Genomic DNA, 14769 nt, shown 5'->3' on the forward strand with positions numbered 1-14769 from the left:
CCTCGCAGGCGCCGCGGACGCGACGATCCGGAAACCTCAGGGGAAATATATTTTTTTCAGCTTTGCCCCCATAATCCCCGCCAGAGTCCTTTAAAATCCTCGATAATGATGTAGAGAGCCGGAACCATGACAAGTAAGATAGCGGTTGAAAAAAGGATGCCGAAGCCCAGGGAGATCGCCATGGGAATCAGAAAGCGGGCCTGCCTGGAGGTTTCAAAAATCATCGGCATCAAGCCCAGAAAGGTCGTCAGCGTGGTCAGAAGAATCGGCCGAAAACGCTGGGTTCCGGCATTGATGATCGCGGCATAAGGGGTTGCACCGTCACGCACCTGACGATTGGCGAAGTCGATCAGCACCAGGGCGTCGTTAACCACGACCCCCGAAAGCGCGACGATGCCGAACATACTCAGCAAGCTTAAACCATAGCCCATCAGGAGGTGGCCGACAATCGCCCCGACAATGCCGAAAGGAATGCTGATCATGATAATCAGAGGCTGAATATAGCTGCGAAAAGGAATGGCCAGAAGAAAATAAATCACCATCAGAGCCAGGATCATACCCTGCCCGAGGGCCGCCATACTCTCCATGCGATCCGCCTGCTTGCCGGCGAAATCATAGTTTAAACCATGATATTTCTGCTGCAAAAGCGGCAGGACTTCCTTTTTCAGAGCCGCCCCCACCATATCCGCCTTACTTTGCGGGGTCACCTCACAAGTGACATTGACGATCCGACGTCCATCCAGGCGCTCAATGCTGGTATAGGCCTTTCCCCGCCTAACATTAACCACATCCAGCAGCGGCACCTTGATCCCTTTCGGGGTTGTGACCAGCATCTCCTCCAGATAATATTCAGCTTCTCTTTCAATCTCCGGATGACGAACCATGATCTTGATCTCATTGCGGCCGCGCAGCTGGCGAAAAACCTCATACCCGTAGTAGGCGTTGCGAATCTGGCGGGCGACCTCGGCCGGCTGCAGGCCGAGCTGGTAACCGGCGCTCTTCAGGGTAAGATCGAACTGATCCTTGCCCGGGGTAAAACCGTCGTCGATATCCGAAACCAGGGGATACGAGGCCAGGGCTTGCGCCAGTTCGGCACTGGCCGAGGCCAGCACCTCAGTGTCCCGATGCTGCAATTCCACAGTCAGAGCCGCGCTGGAACCCGGCCCCCCCCGGTCGGACTGAAACTGCAGGGTCTCGACCCCGGCCAGACCGCCGACCTGACGGCGCCAGCGCTCAGTGAAAGCGCCGGTATTGACCGGCCTGATTTCCGGGGCCGTCATATGGACCTGTACCCAGGAGGTATGACGATCAATATAGGAAAGAATGCCCTTGAGCTGTTGGTCCCGCCCGATTTCATCCAGCAGGCTCTCGGCGGAAGCAGTCAGCCGGCGGCTGACGGCCAGAGTTTCGGCCACCGGCACGCCGACCGGCAAGGTGGCCGAGGCATAGGCATAATCGGATTCTACCTTGGGAAAGAGCGTCATACCCATACGTCCGCTGGCGACATAGGCCACCGTCACCGCCAGAATCAGAATTCCGACGCTCATACTGACATAGCGAAACCGCAATGAAAAGGAAAGCGACGGAGCGTAGAGATTGCGGATCAGGGCGGCGATCGCCAGGGAAACCTTCTGCTGCTGTCGACTGAGAAAAACCATGATCGGATTTCTCAGCTCTCGCTGATGACCGAGATGGGCCGGCAGCACAAAAAGGGCTTCAATCAGGGAGATAAGAAAGACCGCGGCCACGACCACCGGAATATGGCGAAAGATCTTACCCAAGACTCCGGGCACGAAATAGAGCGGCATGAAGGTGACGATATTGGTGAGAATACTGAAGGTCACCGGCACCGCCACCTCTTTGCCCCCCTTGATCGCCGCGGCCAGCGAGCCTAAACCCGCCTGTTTGTAGCTGTATACGTTTTCCCCGACGACAATGGCATCGTCAACCACGATCCCCAATGCGATGATAAAGGCGAAAAGCGAGACCATGTTGATACTGACCCCGAACAACGGAATCACCAGCAGCGAGCCGAGAAAGGAAATGGGAATACCCATGGTCACCCAGAAGGCCAGTCGGGCTTCCAAGAAAACCGCGAGCAGGATGAAAACCAGGGCCAGTCCGAAATAGCCGTTTCTCACGAGCAGATTGACACGCTGTCTGAAGACTTCGGAACGGTCGTCAACCGTATCCAGAAAAACGCCTTCCGGCATCATCCGGCGTAGTTTTTCCAATTGCCGGAAAACCGCGTCGGCGACCTGGATCGGAGTCTGGTTTCCGATTCTGAAAACATTGATTCCCAGAGCGGGCCGATCGTTATAAAAAAGAAATTTGTCGGTTTCTTCGAAGCCATCTCTGATTTCGGCGATTTCACCCAGGGTCACGCTACTCCCCCCGGCATTACTGATGATCGGAATCCGGGAAAATTCCTCGGCGTAATCCTTTCTTTCGGTCATCCGCACTAAAATATCGCCGCCCGCGGTCCGAATCGTGCCGCCCGGAATATCCTGCGCCGCGTTTTTAACCCGGGCCGCGACCTGGGCTAGGGTCAGGTTATAGGACTGCAGCACCTCCTGGGAAACCTCGATACTGAGTTCCATGGGACTTTCCCCCAGCAGCTCAACCTGGGTGATATCGGGATCATGCAACAACTGATCACGAATCATTTCAGTAACTTCGCGCAGAACCCGAGCTTCTCGCGGACCAGAAACCAACATCGTGATAACCTGCCGCTTATGGGAGGGAATGGTCACCAGGGGTTCTTCGGCATCCTCGGGAAAGGAATAGATGCGATCAACCTCGTTCTTGATATCAACGGCCAGCTGTTGCAGATCGGCATCGATCTGAGCCTCGATTCGAACCGTACCGCTGCCTTCATTGGCAATCGAATACACCTCCTTGATGCCGTCCAGATTCTGAATCGCCTCCTCGATCGGCAGAATAATCCCATCGGCGACCTCTTCCGGACTGGCGCCGGGATACAGCACCGAAACCACGACCTGGTCAAGGGTAAATTCGGGAAAAACCTCCTGCTTGATCCTGGTCCCCCAGAAAAAACCACCCACCAGGAGAAAAATCATCAACAGGTTGGCGGCCACCGAATTACCGGCCATCCAGCCGATCGGACCGCGGCCGAGGCGCAAACCGCCCCGCGGCGGTTTAGGGTCAGGGTTTTTCAGTCGAGTCATGCGCCGCCCCGGCCTCCTTCACTTTTCCCGCTTCATGATCGTCGGTTGCCGTCCGTGGCGGCCTGACCTTCAGCGGCATGCCGTCCAGCGGCGCCGCCAGTTTTGAAATGATCACCCGGTCTTCGGGCTGAAGCCCGGAACCGACAAAAACCTCGCGCAAGCCCCGCCAGACAATTTCAACCGGCTGAAAACGCAATTTATCCTCGCTGTCGGCCAGCATGAGAATATCATTTTCGGACAGCACCGAGCGCGGCAACCGGTAAACCCGATCAAGGGTCGCGCCCTTGATCACGGCCCTAACAAAACTGCCCAACAACAACGGAGAACGACCGTTTTTCAACCCCAGAGGATCGTCGACCGCGATCAGCAGGCGGGCCATCAGGCCATCCTTGTCGAGATCCGGCGCGAGCGCCACGATGCGCCCTGAATAGGGCAGCGGCTCACGGCCGTAGAGTTCAACCAAAGCTCCTTTTCGGTCTTGCGAGGGCAGCTCGAACCAGGCCAGTTTGGCGACCGGAACCGAAATTTCAGCCCAGAAAAGATCAATCGCCGCCAGGGTCGCAATCGGGGTCGAGGTCAGAATTTCAGATCCCAGATCAATACTTTCCTCGCGCACAACCAGATCGAAAGGCGCCCTGATCACCGTCCTGTCAAGATCGACCCGAGCCCGTTCCCGCAGCGTCCGCGCCGATTTCACCTGGGCTTCGGCCTTGGCCAGCTGTGGTTTGCGCAGGGCCAGATCCAGACTGGTGGTTTCGAGATCATCGGTTAAGGCCGTGATCAGATTCCACTCCTGCCGAGCCACCTCCTGACTGCCCTCTTCCAGACGCAGATCCGCCTCGGCCAACGCCAGGGCGTCATCCGCCCGCCGCAACTCCAGATCATAATCAATCCGGTCCAGACGCAACAACACTTCCCCCTCCCGGATCACTCCGCCGGGAATAAAATCGGGATGGAGGTAGACCACGCGGCCGGGGACCCGGGCCTTGAGACTGATCTCCCGCGCCGGGACCACGCGGCCATGGGCTTCGATGGTAACCGTTTGCGAGGTCGGCGTAACGGCCATGACTTCCACCATGGTTTCCATCTTCGCCGGCGCCTGACGCCTCACCTGCGGTCGGGTCAGCAACAGATAACGACTGAGGACAAAGGCCGCCGTCAAAAACAGCAGCACCAGGGCCAGGGCCAGCAGACGCATGGCCCGGGAACGTTTCGGCATGGCTGTATCCGCCGCCATTTTCTGTAAGATCTCGGACATCTTTTCCACTCTTCAAAAAAAAATTCATTACTAAAGTTGACTATTCAGCCAACCCGAATATTCTCGGTTAAACACGAGTTCATAAGCACGTGGCTGAATCGTTATAAAAAGGATTACTTCGCCGGCCGGCTGGAGTTTCCGACGGTCTCGACCGTGGGTCCGACCGCCACCCTCTGCAACCAGGCTCCACCCAAAGCCCGGTGCAGCCCCACCCGGGCCACCAGCAAACGTTTCTCTTCACTGATAATATCGTGCTCTAATTGCAACGAAGTCAGCTCTTCATTAAGGACATTGATAAAATCACTGCTGCCGTTGAGATAGCGCCGCCGGGCTTCACGCAGGGTCTGACGCGAAAGTTCCAGCTGACGGCGCAATGACGCCAGAATCGCGGCCGCTTCCGCTTCGCGCACCAAAGCGTCCTCAACCTCATGCACAGCCTTGATCACAATTTGCCGATAGGCGGCCAGCCGTTCGTCCGCCAGCGCCCGAATCCGGCCGATCTCGGCCCGACGCCGGCCGCCGTCCAGCAGGGGCGCGCTCAGACTGCCGGCCAGATTGGCAATCCAGTTGTCAAAAAGATCTGCCGGAGCCTCGGCAAAATAGCGACCCGAAGAGGTCAGACGCAGCGCCGGCAGCCGCTCGGCCCGGGCCGCGACCAGCTCCCAGTCCGTGGATTTCAGGCGCAAGCCGGCGGCGCGAACATCGGGCCGGGCGGCCAGCAGGTCGGCCGGCAGGCCAAGGGCCGGCAGAGAGTCGATCCGGGGAAAATCTCGGGCGCCCACCAACGCTTCCTCAAGCCGCTCACGCCCGGCCAACAGCGCCAGGCCCCGCCGCAGCACGAACTGATTCTTACGGGTTGGAATCAGGGCGGCCTCCAGTTTTTCGACAATTTGCCGCTGCTGATAAATATCCAGCGCCGTGGCCCGGGCCAGAGGAAAACGCAGGGTTATAAGTTGCAGCAGTTGTCGCTGCAACTCCAACTGCCTTTCGAACAGGTCCTCATGACAACGATTTTCAATCAGTTCGAGCCAGATTTCCGTCAGCTCGCAGCTGACCCCCAGAACCGCCGTCTGCAGATCGGCTCGCGAAGCCTGAAAATTTTCCTTTTCGCTTTCCTTGAGGGCTCGCACCCGACCCCAGAGATCGATCTCATAGGACAGACTCAAACCCATACTCCACTCATCTTCAGAAACCGCCGGGCTGCCTTGGCGGTCGATTTTTTGCCGGTCTCCGGTAGCGGTCTGCAGGATTTCGGGGAATTGATAGGCGCCGGCCTTCAGAGCCGTATAGCGCGCCTGTTCAAGACGGGCTTGAGCCTGAACGATCGTAAAATCAGATTGCAGGGCGAGCGTGACCAGAGAGTCGAGTTCCGGACTGTTAAATGAGTGCCACCAAGGTGTCGACGATGGTTCGGCATCGCTGTAAAGAGAAAACCCGGACGGCAGCGCGACCGCCGCCGCGCCCCGAACTTCCGGCTGCGGCCGCAGAACACAACCGGAAAACAACGCCAGGAAAGCAAACCCCAACCCCAATCTCGTCAGCTGATGCGACATGAGTTAACCTTCAAATCATTCCCGGCAACAAAAATTGATGCCGGCCAGGGAAAAATCGGTGATGTGCCGGGCGAAGCGCTCGGCGTCGACAAACCGGATCGGATTTTTTTGCAGATGATAGCGACGCCCTTTTTCGTTATAGCTTAAAAACAAGCACTGACTCATAACACTGAACAGCAGGCGAAAAAGTAAATTTTCATTCAGTTCCCGGCCGCAGACATCCCGAATCAAGGCTTTGACAAGCCCTTGATGCCGCAAGATCTCACCGGCGACCAGAGCGCAGCCGGCCCCGCTCGGTTCAACCATTTCCTTGGCCACCAGACCATAAAAATTACCTGCGGTTTCCTCACTCAGGATCCGCCGCAACAAGGCCAGGACAAAATCGTAAAACCGTTTCTCCGGCCTGTCCCTGAAGTCGAGCTTGAAGGGATAGAGGGCTTCCGCCTGTTCCCCGGTGAACTTCAGAACCGCCAGATAAAGTGCTTCCTTGGAGCGAAAATGATAATTCACGGAAGCAATGTTGGCTTCGGCGTGGTCACAGATTTCGGCCACCGAGGTATTGGCGTAGCCTTTTTCGGAAAAAATGATCGCGGCGCTCTCGAGAAGACGCTGCCGGGTGCCCTTTTTTTTTCGCTTGACCGTCATCAATAAAACCTTCCGCGAGAAACCCCGCCGGTAATTATGCAATCAACCCGAAAAGCCGGGAACACGCGCCCCGACTTCCCGCAGAAATCAGGGCGGCTCCTTTGATTCTCCGGGTTTTCGCGGCGCAATCCATACCGAAAGCAACGAGGATAAAGAGTTGGCCCCGGCAAATCCTCGCTAAAGCGCAAAAAAAAAACCTCAGCCGCCGCAAAGAATACAAACGGATACTTTAAACATCCATTTAAATTTGTCAAGAAAAAAACAGGGCGAATCATCTCAATTTCATTCCGACCCTGAAAAAACCATTTCGACAAGATTGTCGAAACCTGACCCTGATTGTCGCACTGCAATTTTATAACAAGTAAAAAAACATGAACAATCAAATAGTTACAACACGCGATAGGGTTGGCACACTCTTCGCTAATACTCATAACCAAACCAGCAAACCGCAGCCTGAAGGATCCGGTCCGACCGGAAAACAAAAAAGTTTCAGGCGCGGTTGTCCGGCCGGACCTGTTTTTTAAGCCTCGGCAAAACTGCGGGGGAAATAGTCACCACCGCAAACGAACGTAAACCCTTAAATAGACAAATGGAGAAAACCATGCAAAAAACTCTGGTAAGTATCACCCTGGCTCTGATTTTCGCTCTTTTCTGCAGTTCCGCCCTGTGGGCCGGCAACGGCAAAGGCATGCGGGACGGATCAATGCTTGAGATTGATCTGGACAGCGCCGTAAACATTGCGGGAACCGTCAGCGCCTCCGGCATCGCCGGCGCCGGCCTGACCATCGATACCGGCGCCGGTGAATTCGTCACCGTCTACGGTCTCGGTTCCCAGGCTTTCTGGAATTCCCTGGGTGTGGTCAAGCCTCAGGTCGGTGAAGAGATCGAGCTTGATGCGGTTGAAGTGACCTTCAGCGACACTTCGACCCGTTTGATCGCCATCAGCCTGACCATGGCTGACGGCACGATCATCACCCTGCGCACAGCCGAAGGACCGGTCTGGAGAGGCGGCCGGCAAGCCGGCGGCTCCTGTGTCAATGGGGGAACCTGCGTCAAGGGTGGAACCTGTCCCCTGGGCCAGAAGTAAAACCTTTCAGTCCAAAACCCTATAACCGTTCGCTCTTCCGGGGACAGGATCTGATTTTCGTCGAGGAATCAGGATCGTGTCCCCGGAAGATTCCAATAAGGGTACCAGCCCCGCAACCCAAGCGTTCTTTACGACCCGCACCTGACGGCACGTCTGCTGGTCGCAAACAAGTACTCCCATCAGTTCACTTTCTGATTCTTTCAAACCCAAAATGAACTGCGCGGTACGGTAAAGGCGACATTAATTTTTTAATTGCATCGGCGCGACAAATAACCTAAAGTTGAAACCAATCAAACCCGTCAGCCACGACTGAAAAAAGCCGGCTCGCGCCGACAAACACCAGCAAGGCCGGACCATGCCGCTGAAAAACCGGGCCCGCGGAGCCGGGCCCGGCAACCCAAAAGATGCCGGGCCGCGTCCGCCGACAAGGATTTCCACCCAAACCTTTTCTGGTGTAAAAGCATGAAAAGGTTCTATGAAGGCCTGAAAAGATGGCGAAGCCCGCTGCTTTTGGTCGCGATCAGCCTTTTCACGTTCGCTGAGGCCGCTGCGTTCAATCTTGAGACCGGAATCAGTTGCGGCTATGACGATAACCTTCTGCTGACCAAAGGCGGCCCGGGTGCCTTTTTCAACCAGGCGGAAATTGATTTTCGGTGGAATCGGTCCTTAAGCGGAGCCACGACGCTCACCCTCTCTGCCTTTGCCGATTATTGTGATTATCATGGAGAAGATGACCGCTACCAGCTCGGTCTGGGCCTGGAGAGCGCGAGCCGACTGCAAGCCCTGCCCTTGTCCCTGGAATTTTTCAGCCTGGTCAACAACCGGCGTAACCCGCTGATTCCGGACAACGACTTTGACGCTCTGAACCTTGGCGGCCGCCTGGTCTGGCCTTTCGACTTACGCCTTGATCTGATCTTCGCCTGTGAACTGAGCTGGGAGAAATATTGCGCCGATTATGTTACCGACGGTTTCCACCGAAAGTTGAGTCTCGGCTCAGGACCGACTGCAAACCAAACCCGGCAAGCTCGCGGCGATCTTTCCCCGGGCCGGGGCGAGCCCGGAAGCTCCCGCCATAATAACGGCGAACGCAGTGACCGCCTGACCACGATCAGGTTTGAATCGGCTTACGCCGTCAACCCCTATCTGGAACTCGGGGGCGGGATTTTCTACCAGCAGCGTCACTCTTCGATTGACCTGGAAAGCCGGACGACCTCGGGGCTGAATCTGAGTCTGGACCGGCGGATTACGCCGACACTTTCACTGAACGCTGCGGGCGGGGGCGAACGCTCGTCTTACAAATATGACTATCAGCAAAAGGAGCGCCGCGAAAAAAACTATTTTTTCACTCTCGGCGCCGCCTGGCGGCAAGGTCCTTGGACGATTTCCGGCAGCTGGAGTCGGCTGCAAAGAAACTCTGATCTGGAAGAAGATAATTTTCGGGCAAATCAATGGCAAGGTCGCTTAAGCTACTCATTCTAGTCTTCTGGGGCGTTTGCTGCCTGATTTTTGGCGGCCGGCCTGGCCTGGCCCAAACCTGGGAGCTGACCCGCGGCCGAGTCCTCAGCCTGGTGGAAACTGAAACTCCGCCGATCGTTCACCTGAAAATCGCCCTGAATGCCGGCTCCGGCGTTTCAACCGCGCCGACCGGTCCCGACCGAAAGTCTACAGATTCAGGACTCATCGAGCTTGATATCCCCGCCGGTGAACTGCCCGCAAACCTCAAACCCGGGGATGATATTCGCATCTGGGAAAAAGCCGACCCCAACGGCCGCATCCTTCGCCTTTCCAGGGCTTGCCATCATGACGCAACCGGCGTCCGCTCCCGGCTCGGCGGCAAGGGACGGATTCGCGGCGGCCGCGGCCACGGCGGCAAAGGCGGAGGCCGCTGAAATAAGAACCGCCCGGCGCCGGCCCCTTGATCCAGGGAAAACCTGAAATGAAAAAAAAATCGCCCTCGAATTCAGCCCCAAGCGGTCCGCCTCTCTGGCTGATCAACCTCGCCCTTTTCGGCATTCTGATTCTTGTCGTGCTGCTTTATTTTTTTCGTCAGGCGGAGAATGAACGCCGTTCTTTTAACCGGCATTCCCAGGAACATGCACAACTTCTGGCCCGCGTTATTCAACTCAACGCGGACAATGCCGTCGCCGCCGCCGCCGCCATCCGCGAAGCGGCCCACACCTTTTTGTTCAACTCGGCCCGGTTCGTGGATTATCTGGCCGCGATTGAACCTTTCAACGAAGAAGAACTGACCGCCTTGGCCCTGGAATCGGGCCTCAACGGGATCACCCTGCGAAACCAACTCGACCGCAGCAGCGGCCCGCCCGGCTGGGAAAGCGAACAGGCTCTGGCCCTTCTCAGCCAAAGCCGGCCCGAGGAAAAACTTTTTATCCATGATGCCGCCGGCCGGATGTTTCTGTTTTTCTATCCCCGCCGGGAGAGCGAGGGCGGCATTCTCCTGGGTTTCAATGCCCGGGGGCTGGAAGAATTACAGGACCGGGTCGGTCTACCGCGACTTTTACAGACCCTGAGTGGTCTGCCGGGCATAAACCAGGTCGGAATTGTGGCTGAGAAACCGGCGGACCTGCCCGGCGCGTTACCGGAAAGCCGCCGTTTGCCGGCCAACATGATGGTCGAAGTCCGGCTGCCGTCCGGCCATACCCTGGTCGCCGGTTTTGATGCGGAATTTCTCTTTGCCCGGCAAAAAAGCCTGTGGCGCGATTTTTTGCTTTTCGCCCTGATTTTGAGTGCTCTCGGCATCTTTTTTTCGTGGCTTCTCTACCGCTACCAGCTGACCTCCGTACACCGGGCCCGGGACTTTGAACGCCGCCTGGCCCGCGAGCACGAAGACGCCGCCCTGGGCCGGGCCGCGGCGGCCCTGGCCCACGAAATCAAAAATCCTTTAAACGCCATCGCCATCGGCCTACAGCGGCTGGAACTCGAGGACAGCGGCCTTACTCCCGAATACGCCAGGCTGGTGGAAGCCCTGCGGCAGGCGGTCGGCCGCGCCGACCATATCGTCGGCGATCTGCGCCGTTTCGCCCACCCCCTGCATATTCGAAAACAAGCGCTGGATCTCGTCGCCCTGCTCGACAACCTGATCACCCTCTATCGGGAATATGGAAACGCGGCCGGCATCGAAATCAGTCTGCAAAGCGCTTTTCAGACAACTCCGATCACGATTATGGCGGACGCCGATCTTCTCGGCCAGGCCCTGGAAAATCTTTTTAAAAACGCGGCCGAGGCTCAACCCAAAGGCGGTTGGTTGAAAATTTCCTTGCAAAACCGAAATAATTTTGTCGAAATGCTCATGGAAAACCCCGGCCTGCGCGTTCCGGCCCCGGAACTTGAGCGTATCGTCAAGCCCTGGTTTACAACCAAGGCCCGGGGCAGCGGGCTCGGGCTGGCGATTGTGGAACGTATCATCAGCGCCCACGGCGGCGGTTTTCGGGTAAGCAGTCCCGCGCCCGGAATCCTGCGCCAGCACATCCGGCTGCCGGCGCCCGGCGCTCAGAACGAAAAGGTGAAAGAAAACATTCATGCACATTCTGATCATTGACGACGAAGCCGACCAGCGCGAGCTGCTGGGCGGCTTTCTGGAAAAACAGGGTTTCACCGTCAGCCTCGCGGCTGACGGCGGCGCGGCGCGGGCGGCGGTCGCCGAACGGCATATCGACCTGGCCCTGCTTGACCACCGGCTGCCCGATATTACCGGGGACGGCTTGCTTCCGGTCCTGCAGGAAATCAACCCGCTACTGAAAACCATCATGATCACCGCCTACGGAGAAGTGGAAACCGCAGTCAGCGTGATGCGCGCCGGCGCCGTTGATTTTTTTGAAAAACCGGTCGATTTGCGACGACTGCTGCAACGCCTGCGCGAGCTTGAGCAGGAGTTGCTGATCAGCCTGGATGTCGAGGAGGTCAATCGCATTCTGAGCCGGGAGCAGGAACTGCCCTTGAAAATGGTGGGAAAAAGTCCGGCCATGCTCAACCTGCTCTCCCTGGTCCGGCGGGCGGCGCCGACCCCCTGGACGGTTCTGATCCGCGGAGAAACCGGCACCGGCAAGGAGCTGATCGCCCGCCTGCTCCATCTCTTAAGCCCCCGTAAGGAATCTCCCTTTATCGCCGTCAACTGCGCGGCAATGCCGGAGCATCTGGTGGAATCGGAACTTTTCGGTCACGAAAAAGGAGCCTTCACGAGCGCCGCCGGGCGGCATCGCGGCCATTTTGAAATGGCCGCCGGCGGCACCCTCCTGCTTGACGAAATCGGGGAGCTGCCGCTGAACACCCAGGCAAAGCTGCTGCGCGCCCTGCAGGAAAAGAAAATCAACCGGGTCGGAGGAGAAAAGGAAATCGAGGTCGATATTCGGCTGCTGGCCGCGACCAACCGGGATCTGGGGGAAATGGTGGCGGCCGGCGGTTTTCGCGAGGATCTTTTTTACCGCCTCAAGGTAATCGAGGTGGAGCTTCCGCCGCTGAGACAACGCCGCGAGGATATTCCCCAACTGGTTCGGGAGCTGCTGCAGCGCCATGGCCTACACGGCATCGAATTCGCGCCCGAGGCTCTGAGCGCCCTGGCCCGTTACGGCTTTCCCGGAAACATCCGCGAGCTCGAGCATATCGTTCAACGCTGCACCACCCTGGCCCGCAGCTCCCTGATCAAGCTCGAAGATCTGCCGACCGAAATTCGTTTTCCCGAAAAAAGCAACCGCAACACCCTGGAAGCGCGACTCTTCGCCCTGGAACACCGGCTCTTGCTCGAAGCCCTGGAAAACGCCGACTGGGTTCAGACCCGGGCCGCCGACGCCCTGGGTTTAAGCGAGCGGGTTCTGCGTTATAAAATCGGCAAACATAAAATCAGACGCTCCTGATGCAAGCAGCGCTCACACCTGGGAAATCTGATAAACGGAAAATCCGGAAAATCCGGGGCACGATCCCGATTTCCTGCGGCAATCAGGTCATGTCCCCGAATTTTCCGCCCGAGTTTCGGGGTGGACCGAATAATTACGTTTTTACTTGACTAAAACAGTAATAATAGCTATCTTCAGCCGCGAATCTATCAAAATATAACACTATCCATATAATTTCATAAAAAAAGACGAAAACCCGTGCGCCGACTTTCAATTCGACCTCTCCCGAGGATATTGTCCCGGCTCTTACTTTTTTTGCCGTTACTGCTTAACCTGTTCTGGGGCGACCCTCTTCGGGCTGAAACCCGGTCTTTTACCGACAGCATCACCGGCGCTGAGTTGCTGGAACTGATTGAAAAAGGCGAGGCGCCGCTGATTCTGGATGTCAGAACGGCGCGGGAATATAAAAGAGGGCGCATCCCAGGGGCCATCAACCTTCACTACCGGGAAGATTTCAGCCTGGCGCTGAAGCTGCTCGGCGACCGCCAAAAGCCGCTGATTATCTACTGCGCTTACGGCCCCCGCGCCGCCTGGGCCCGGCGGAAACTCGAAAGCCTGGGTTTTACAAACGTCATCACCCTGACCGGCCACATGGCCAAATGGGAAAGAGAGAGGCGGCCCCTGGAAAGATAGAAGGATAAAACGATGCCGGATTCCACCCCACGCAAAATTGTCGCCGACCTGCATAATCACAGTCTGGCTTCAGACGGCGAACTGAGCCCGGCCGAGGTGGTCGCCCAGGCCGCGGCCAAAGGCCTGACGGCGGTCGCCCTGACCGACCACGACACCCTGGCCGGGCTTGACGAAGCTTTGGCCGCCGGGGGCGCCGCCGCCATATTGGTCATTCCCGGCGTGGAGCTGACCCTGCGCTTTAAAAGACCTGAGTTCGTCGGTTCCCTGCATCTGCTGCTTTATTTTCAGCCGGAATGGCTGCGACAACCGACTTTTTGCCGGACGCTGGAGGAACTTTTCGCCGCCGGTCGCGGCTCGTCCCTGGCCCGGGAGCGGGTGGCCGCCATCAATCGGGTTTACGGCCCCACCGGAAGCTGTCCCCGATTAAAGAGAATTTTGACCACGACCGAGCTGGAAAGCCTGGCGGACAATGTCACTCGCCGCCATTTCGCCAGGGTTCTGGCCGAAAACCACCAGCTTGCGCGCGGCCAGGTCAATGAGATCATCGCCAACCACAGCCCGGCCTACATCCCTTCGGGCGTCGACCCGGAAAAAGTGCCGCCGCTGCGTGCGAAATTTCCCTTTCTCAGTCTTCTCGCTCATCCGGCGGCGGGCTCTTTTCCCCCCCCCTCACACTACCGCGAGGTTCTGCCGCCCTGGCCGGTAGTCGCCGGACTCCTGCCGGAACTGCTGGATGCGCAAAAACTCGGCCTTGACGGCCTGGAAATCGAGTACCCCGGACACCGGGAGCAAGAAAAAAGGATTTTGAGAAGGCTGGCCGCCGAGCAAGGGCTCTTGGTCGGCGGCGGTTCCGACGGGCACGACCTGCGGGAACGCCCTTACGGCGTCGCCGGGCTCGAGCAAGCGGACTGGGAACGTTTTCAGGCCAGGTTTAACACCTTGGCCAGGCCCTGAGAAAGCAACCTGCGGGGTAACTCGCTGTTCAGACCGGCCGAAGAACCGCGCCGAAGGATAGCGTTGGTGTTAATTCAGCCCTCCCGGTAAACCTGGAGACACGATCCTGATTTTCAACATAAATCAGGTCATGTCCCCGATCTTCCTGATTTTCACGTCTCGATGTGAAAACAACAACGCTAAAGTTATGCGGGGGGTTTTAAAAGCCCAGCCAGCGGCCGCCCTGATAAACCCCGACCGCCAGGATAAAAGCGATGGTGGTGCTGTAGGCCACGGAAAAAAGGGCCCACTTCCAGGAACCGGCTTCGCCGGCGATACAGACCACGGTAACAAAACAGGGCGCGTAAAAAACCATGAAAAACAAGGCGCTCAAAGCCACCAGCGGACTCCAGGCCGGATCCCGGGCCAGGCGCTGAGCCAGCGATCCGGAGGCCTCCGGATCGGTTTCCCCCATCGAGTAAGCCGTCCCCAGGGTTGAAACGACCACCTCCTTGGCGGCGAAACCGCCGATCAAAGCGATATTGGTGCGCCATTCAAAACCGCA

The 14769-nt window shown here is 57.5% G+C and carries 12 protein-coding genes; 7 read left to right on the forward strand and 5 right to left on the reverse strand.

The window, feature by feature from the left end:
* Window positions 1-56: 56 nt before the first annotated feature.
* From ENN66_08785 to ENN66_08800, 4 genes are all read right to left on the reverse strand, one after another.
* Window positions 57-3188 carry an efflux RND transporter permease subunit gene (locus ENN66_08785; GenBank protein HDS16680.1) on the reverse strand — a complete coding sequence of 1044 codons (3132 nt, stop codon included), beginning with the start codon at window positions 3186-3188 and terminating at the stop codon, window positions 57-59.
* Window positions 3166-4446, reverse strand: coding sequence for an efflux RND transporter periplasmic adaptor subunit (locus ENN66_08790; protein HDS16681.1), 1281 nt, complete (start codon window positions 4444-4446; stop codon window positions 3166-3168). The genes ENN66_08785 and ENN66_08790 overlap by 23 nt, the downstream gene beginning before the upstream one ends.
* 113 nt (window positions 4447-4559) lie before the next feature.
* A complete protein-coding gene (locus tag ENN66_08795) occupies window positions 4560-5999 on the reverse strand; it encodes an efflux transporter outer membrane subunit (GenBank protein HDS16682.1) in 1440 nt (479 codons plus the stop codon).
* A gap of 15 nt (window positions 6000-6014) precedes the next feature.
* Window positions 6015-6644: a TetR/AcrR family transcriptional regulator gene (locus ENN66_08800; protein ID HDS16683.1), complete on the reverse strand. Its 630-nt coding sequence runs from the start codon at window positions 6642-6644 to the stop codon at window positions 6015-6017.
* A gap of 601 nt (window positions 6645-7245) precedes the next feature.
* Between ENN66_08800 and ENN66_08805 the strand changes: the two genes are divergently transcribed.
* From ENN66_08805 to ENN66_08835, 7 genes are all read left to right on the forward strand, one after another.
* Complete coding sequence (locus ENN66_08805) at window positions 7246-7731, forward strand: hypothetical protein (protein ID HDS16684.1); 486 nt, start codon at window positions 7246-7248, stop codon at window positions 7729-7731.
* 462 nt (window positions 7732-8193) lie between these two features.
* Entirely contained in the window at window positions 8194-9210 is a 1017-nt protein-coding gene (locus ENN66_08810) for an autotransporter domain-containing protein (GenBank protein ID HDS16685.1), read from the forward strand.
* On the forward strand, window positions 9180-9620 hold the full coding sequence (locus tag ENN66_08815) for a hypothetical protein (GenBank protein HDS16686.1): 441 nt from the start codon (window positions 9180-9182) through the stop codon (window positions 9618-9620). Before ENN66_08810 ends, ENN66_08815 begins: the two co-directional genes overlap by 31 nt.
* A gap of 47 nt (window positions 9621-9667) precedes the next feature.
* Window positions 9668-11287: a hypothetical protein gene (locus ENN66_08820; protein ID HDS16687.1), complete on the forward strand. Its 1620-nt coding sequence runs from the start codon at window positions 9668-9670 to the stop codon at window positions 11285-11287.
* Window positions 11268-12599 (forward strand): sigma-54-dependent Fis family transcriptional regulator, encoded by a 1332-nt coding sequence (locus tag ENN66_08825; GenBank protein HDS16688.1) that lies wholly within the window; start codon window positions 11268-11270, stop codon window positions 12597-12599. The genes ENN66_08820 and ENN66_08825 overlap by 20 nt, the downstream gene beginning before the upstream one ends.
* A gap of 237 nt (window positions 12600-12836) precedes the next feature.
* Window positions 12837-13271, forward strand: a complete 435-nt coding sequence (locus tag ENN66_08830) for a rhodanese-like domain-containing protein (GenBank protein HDS16689.1) — start codon at window positions 12837-12839, stop codon at window positions 13269-13271.
* Between the two features lie 12 nt (window positions 13272-13283).
* A complete protein-coding gene (locus ENN66_08835; protein ID HDS16690.1) occupies window positions 13284-14225 on the forward strand; it encodes a PHP domain-containing protein in 942 nt (313 codons plus the stop codon).
* Window positions 14226-14424: 199 nt separating this feature from the next.
* On the opposite strand, the gene ENN66_08840 is transcribed toward ENN66_08835, so the two are convergent.
* Window positions 14425-14769: ferrous iron transport protein B (locus tag ENN66_08840; GenBank protein HDS16691.1), on the reverse strand; the 345-nt coding region annotated here is incomplete at its 5' end.

The sequence above is a fragment of the Pseudomonadota bacterium genome, from assembly GCA_011049115.1.
GTDB lineage: Bacteria > Desulfobacterota > Anaeroferrophillalia > Anaeroferrophillales > Tharpellaceae > DSCM01.

What these genes read in the sequence shown, in the direction of transcription:
- ENN66_08810 (HDS16685.1), top strand. Translation starts at nt 8,194, where the DNA reads ATGAAAAGGTTCTATGAAGGCCTGAAAAGATGGCGAAGCCCGCTGCTT.
- ENN66_08825 (HDS16688.1), top strand. Translation starts at nt 11,268, where the DNA reads ATGCACATTCTGATCATTGACGACGAAGCCGACCAGCGCGAGCTGCTG.
- ENN66_08805 (HDS16684.1), top strand. Translation starts at nt 7,246, where the DNA reads ATGCAAAAAACTCTGGTAAGTATCACCCTGGCTCTGATTTTCGCTCTT.
- ENN66_08835 (HDS16690.1), top strand. Translation starts at nt 13,284, where the DNA reads ATGCCGGATTCCACCCCACGCAAAATTGTCGCCGACCTGCATAATCAC.
- ENN66_08820 (HDS16687.1), top strand. Translation starts at nt 9,668, where the DNA reads ATGAAAAAAAAATCGCCCTCGAATTCAGCCCCAAGCGGTCCGCCTCTC.
- ENN66_08785 (HDS16680.1), bottom strand. Translation starts at nt 3,188, where the DNA reads ATGACTCGACTGAAAAACCCTGACCCTAAACCGCCGCGGGGCGGTTTG.
- ENN66_08815 (HDS16686.1), top strand. Translation starts at nt 9,180, where the DNA reads ATGGCAAGGTCGCTTAAGCTACTCATTCTAGTCTTCTGGGGCGTTTGC.
- ENN66_08795 (HDS16682.1), bottom strand. Translation starts at nt 5,999, where the DNA reads ATGTCGCATCAGCTGACGAGATTGGGGTTGGGGTTTGCTTTCCTGGCG.
- ENN66_08790 (HDS16681.1), bottom strand. Translation starts at nt 4,446, where the DNA reads ATGTCCGAGATCTTACAGAAAATGGCGGCGGATACAGCCATGCCGAAA.
- ENN66_08800 (HDS16683.1), bottom strand. Translation starts at nt 6,644, where the DNA reads ATGACGGTCAAGCGAAAAAAAAAGGGCACCCGGCAGCGTCTTCTCGAG.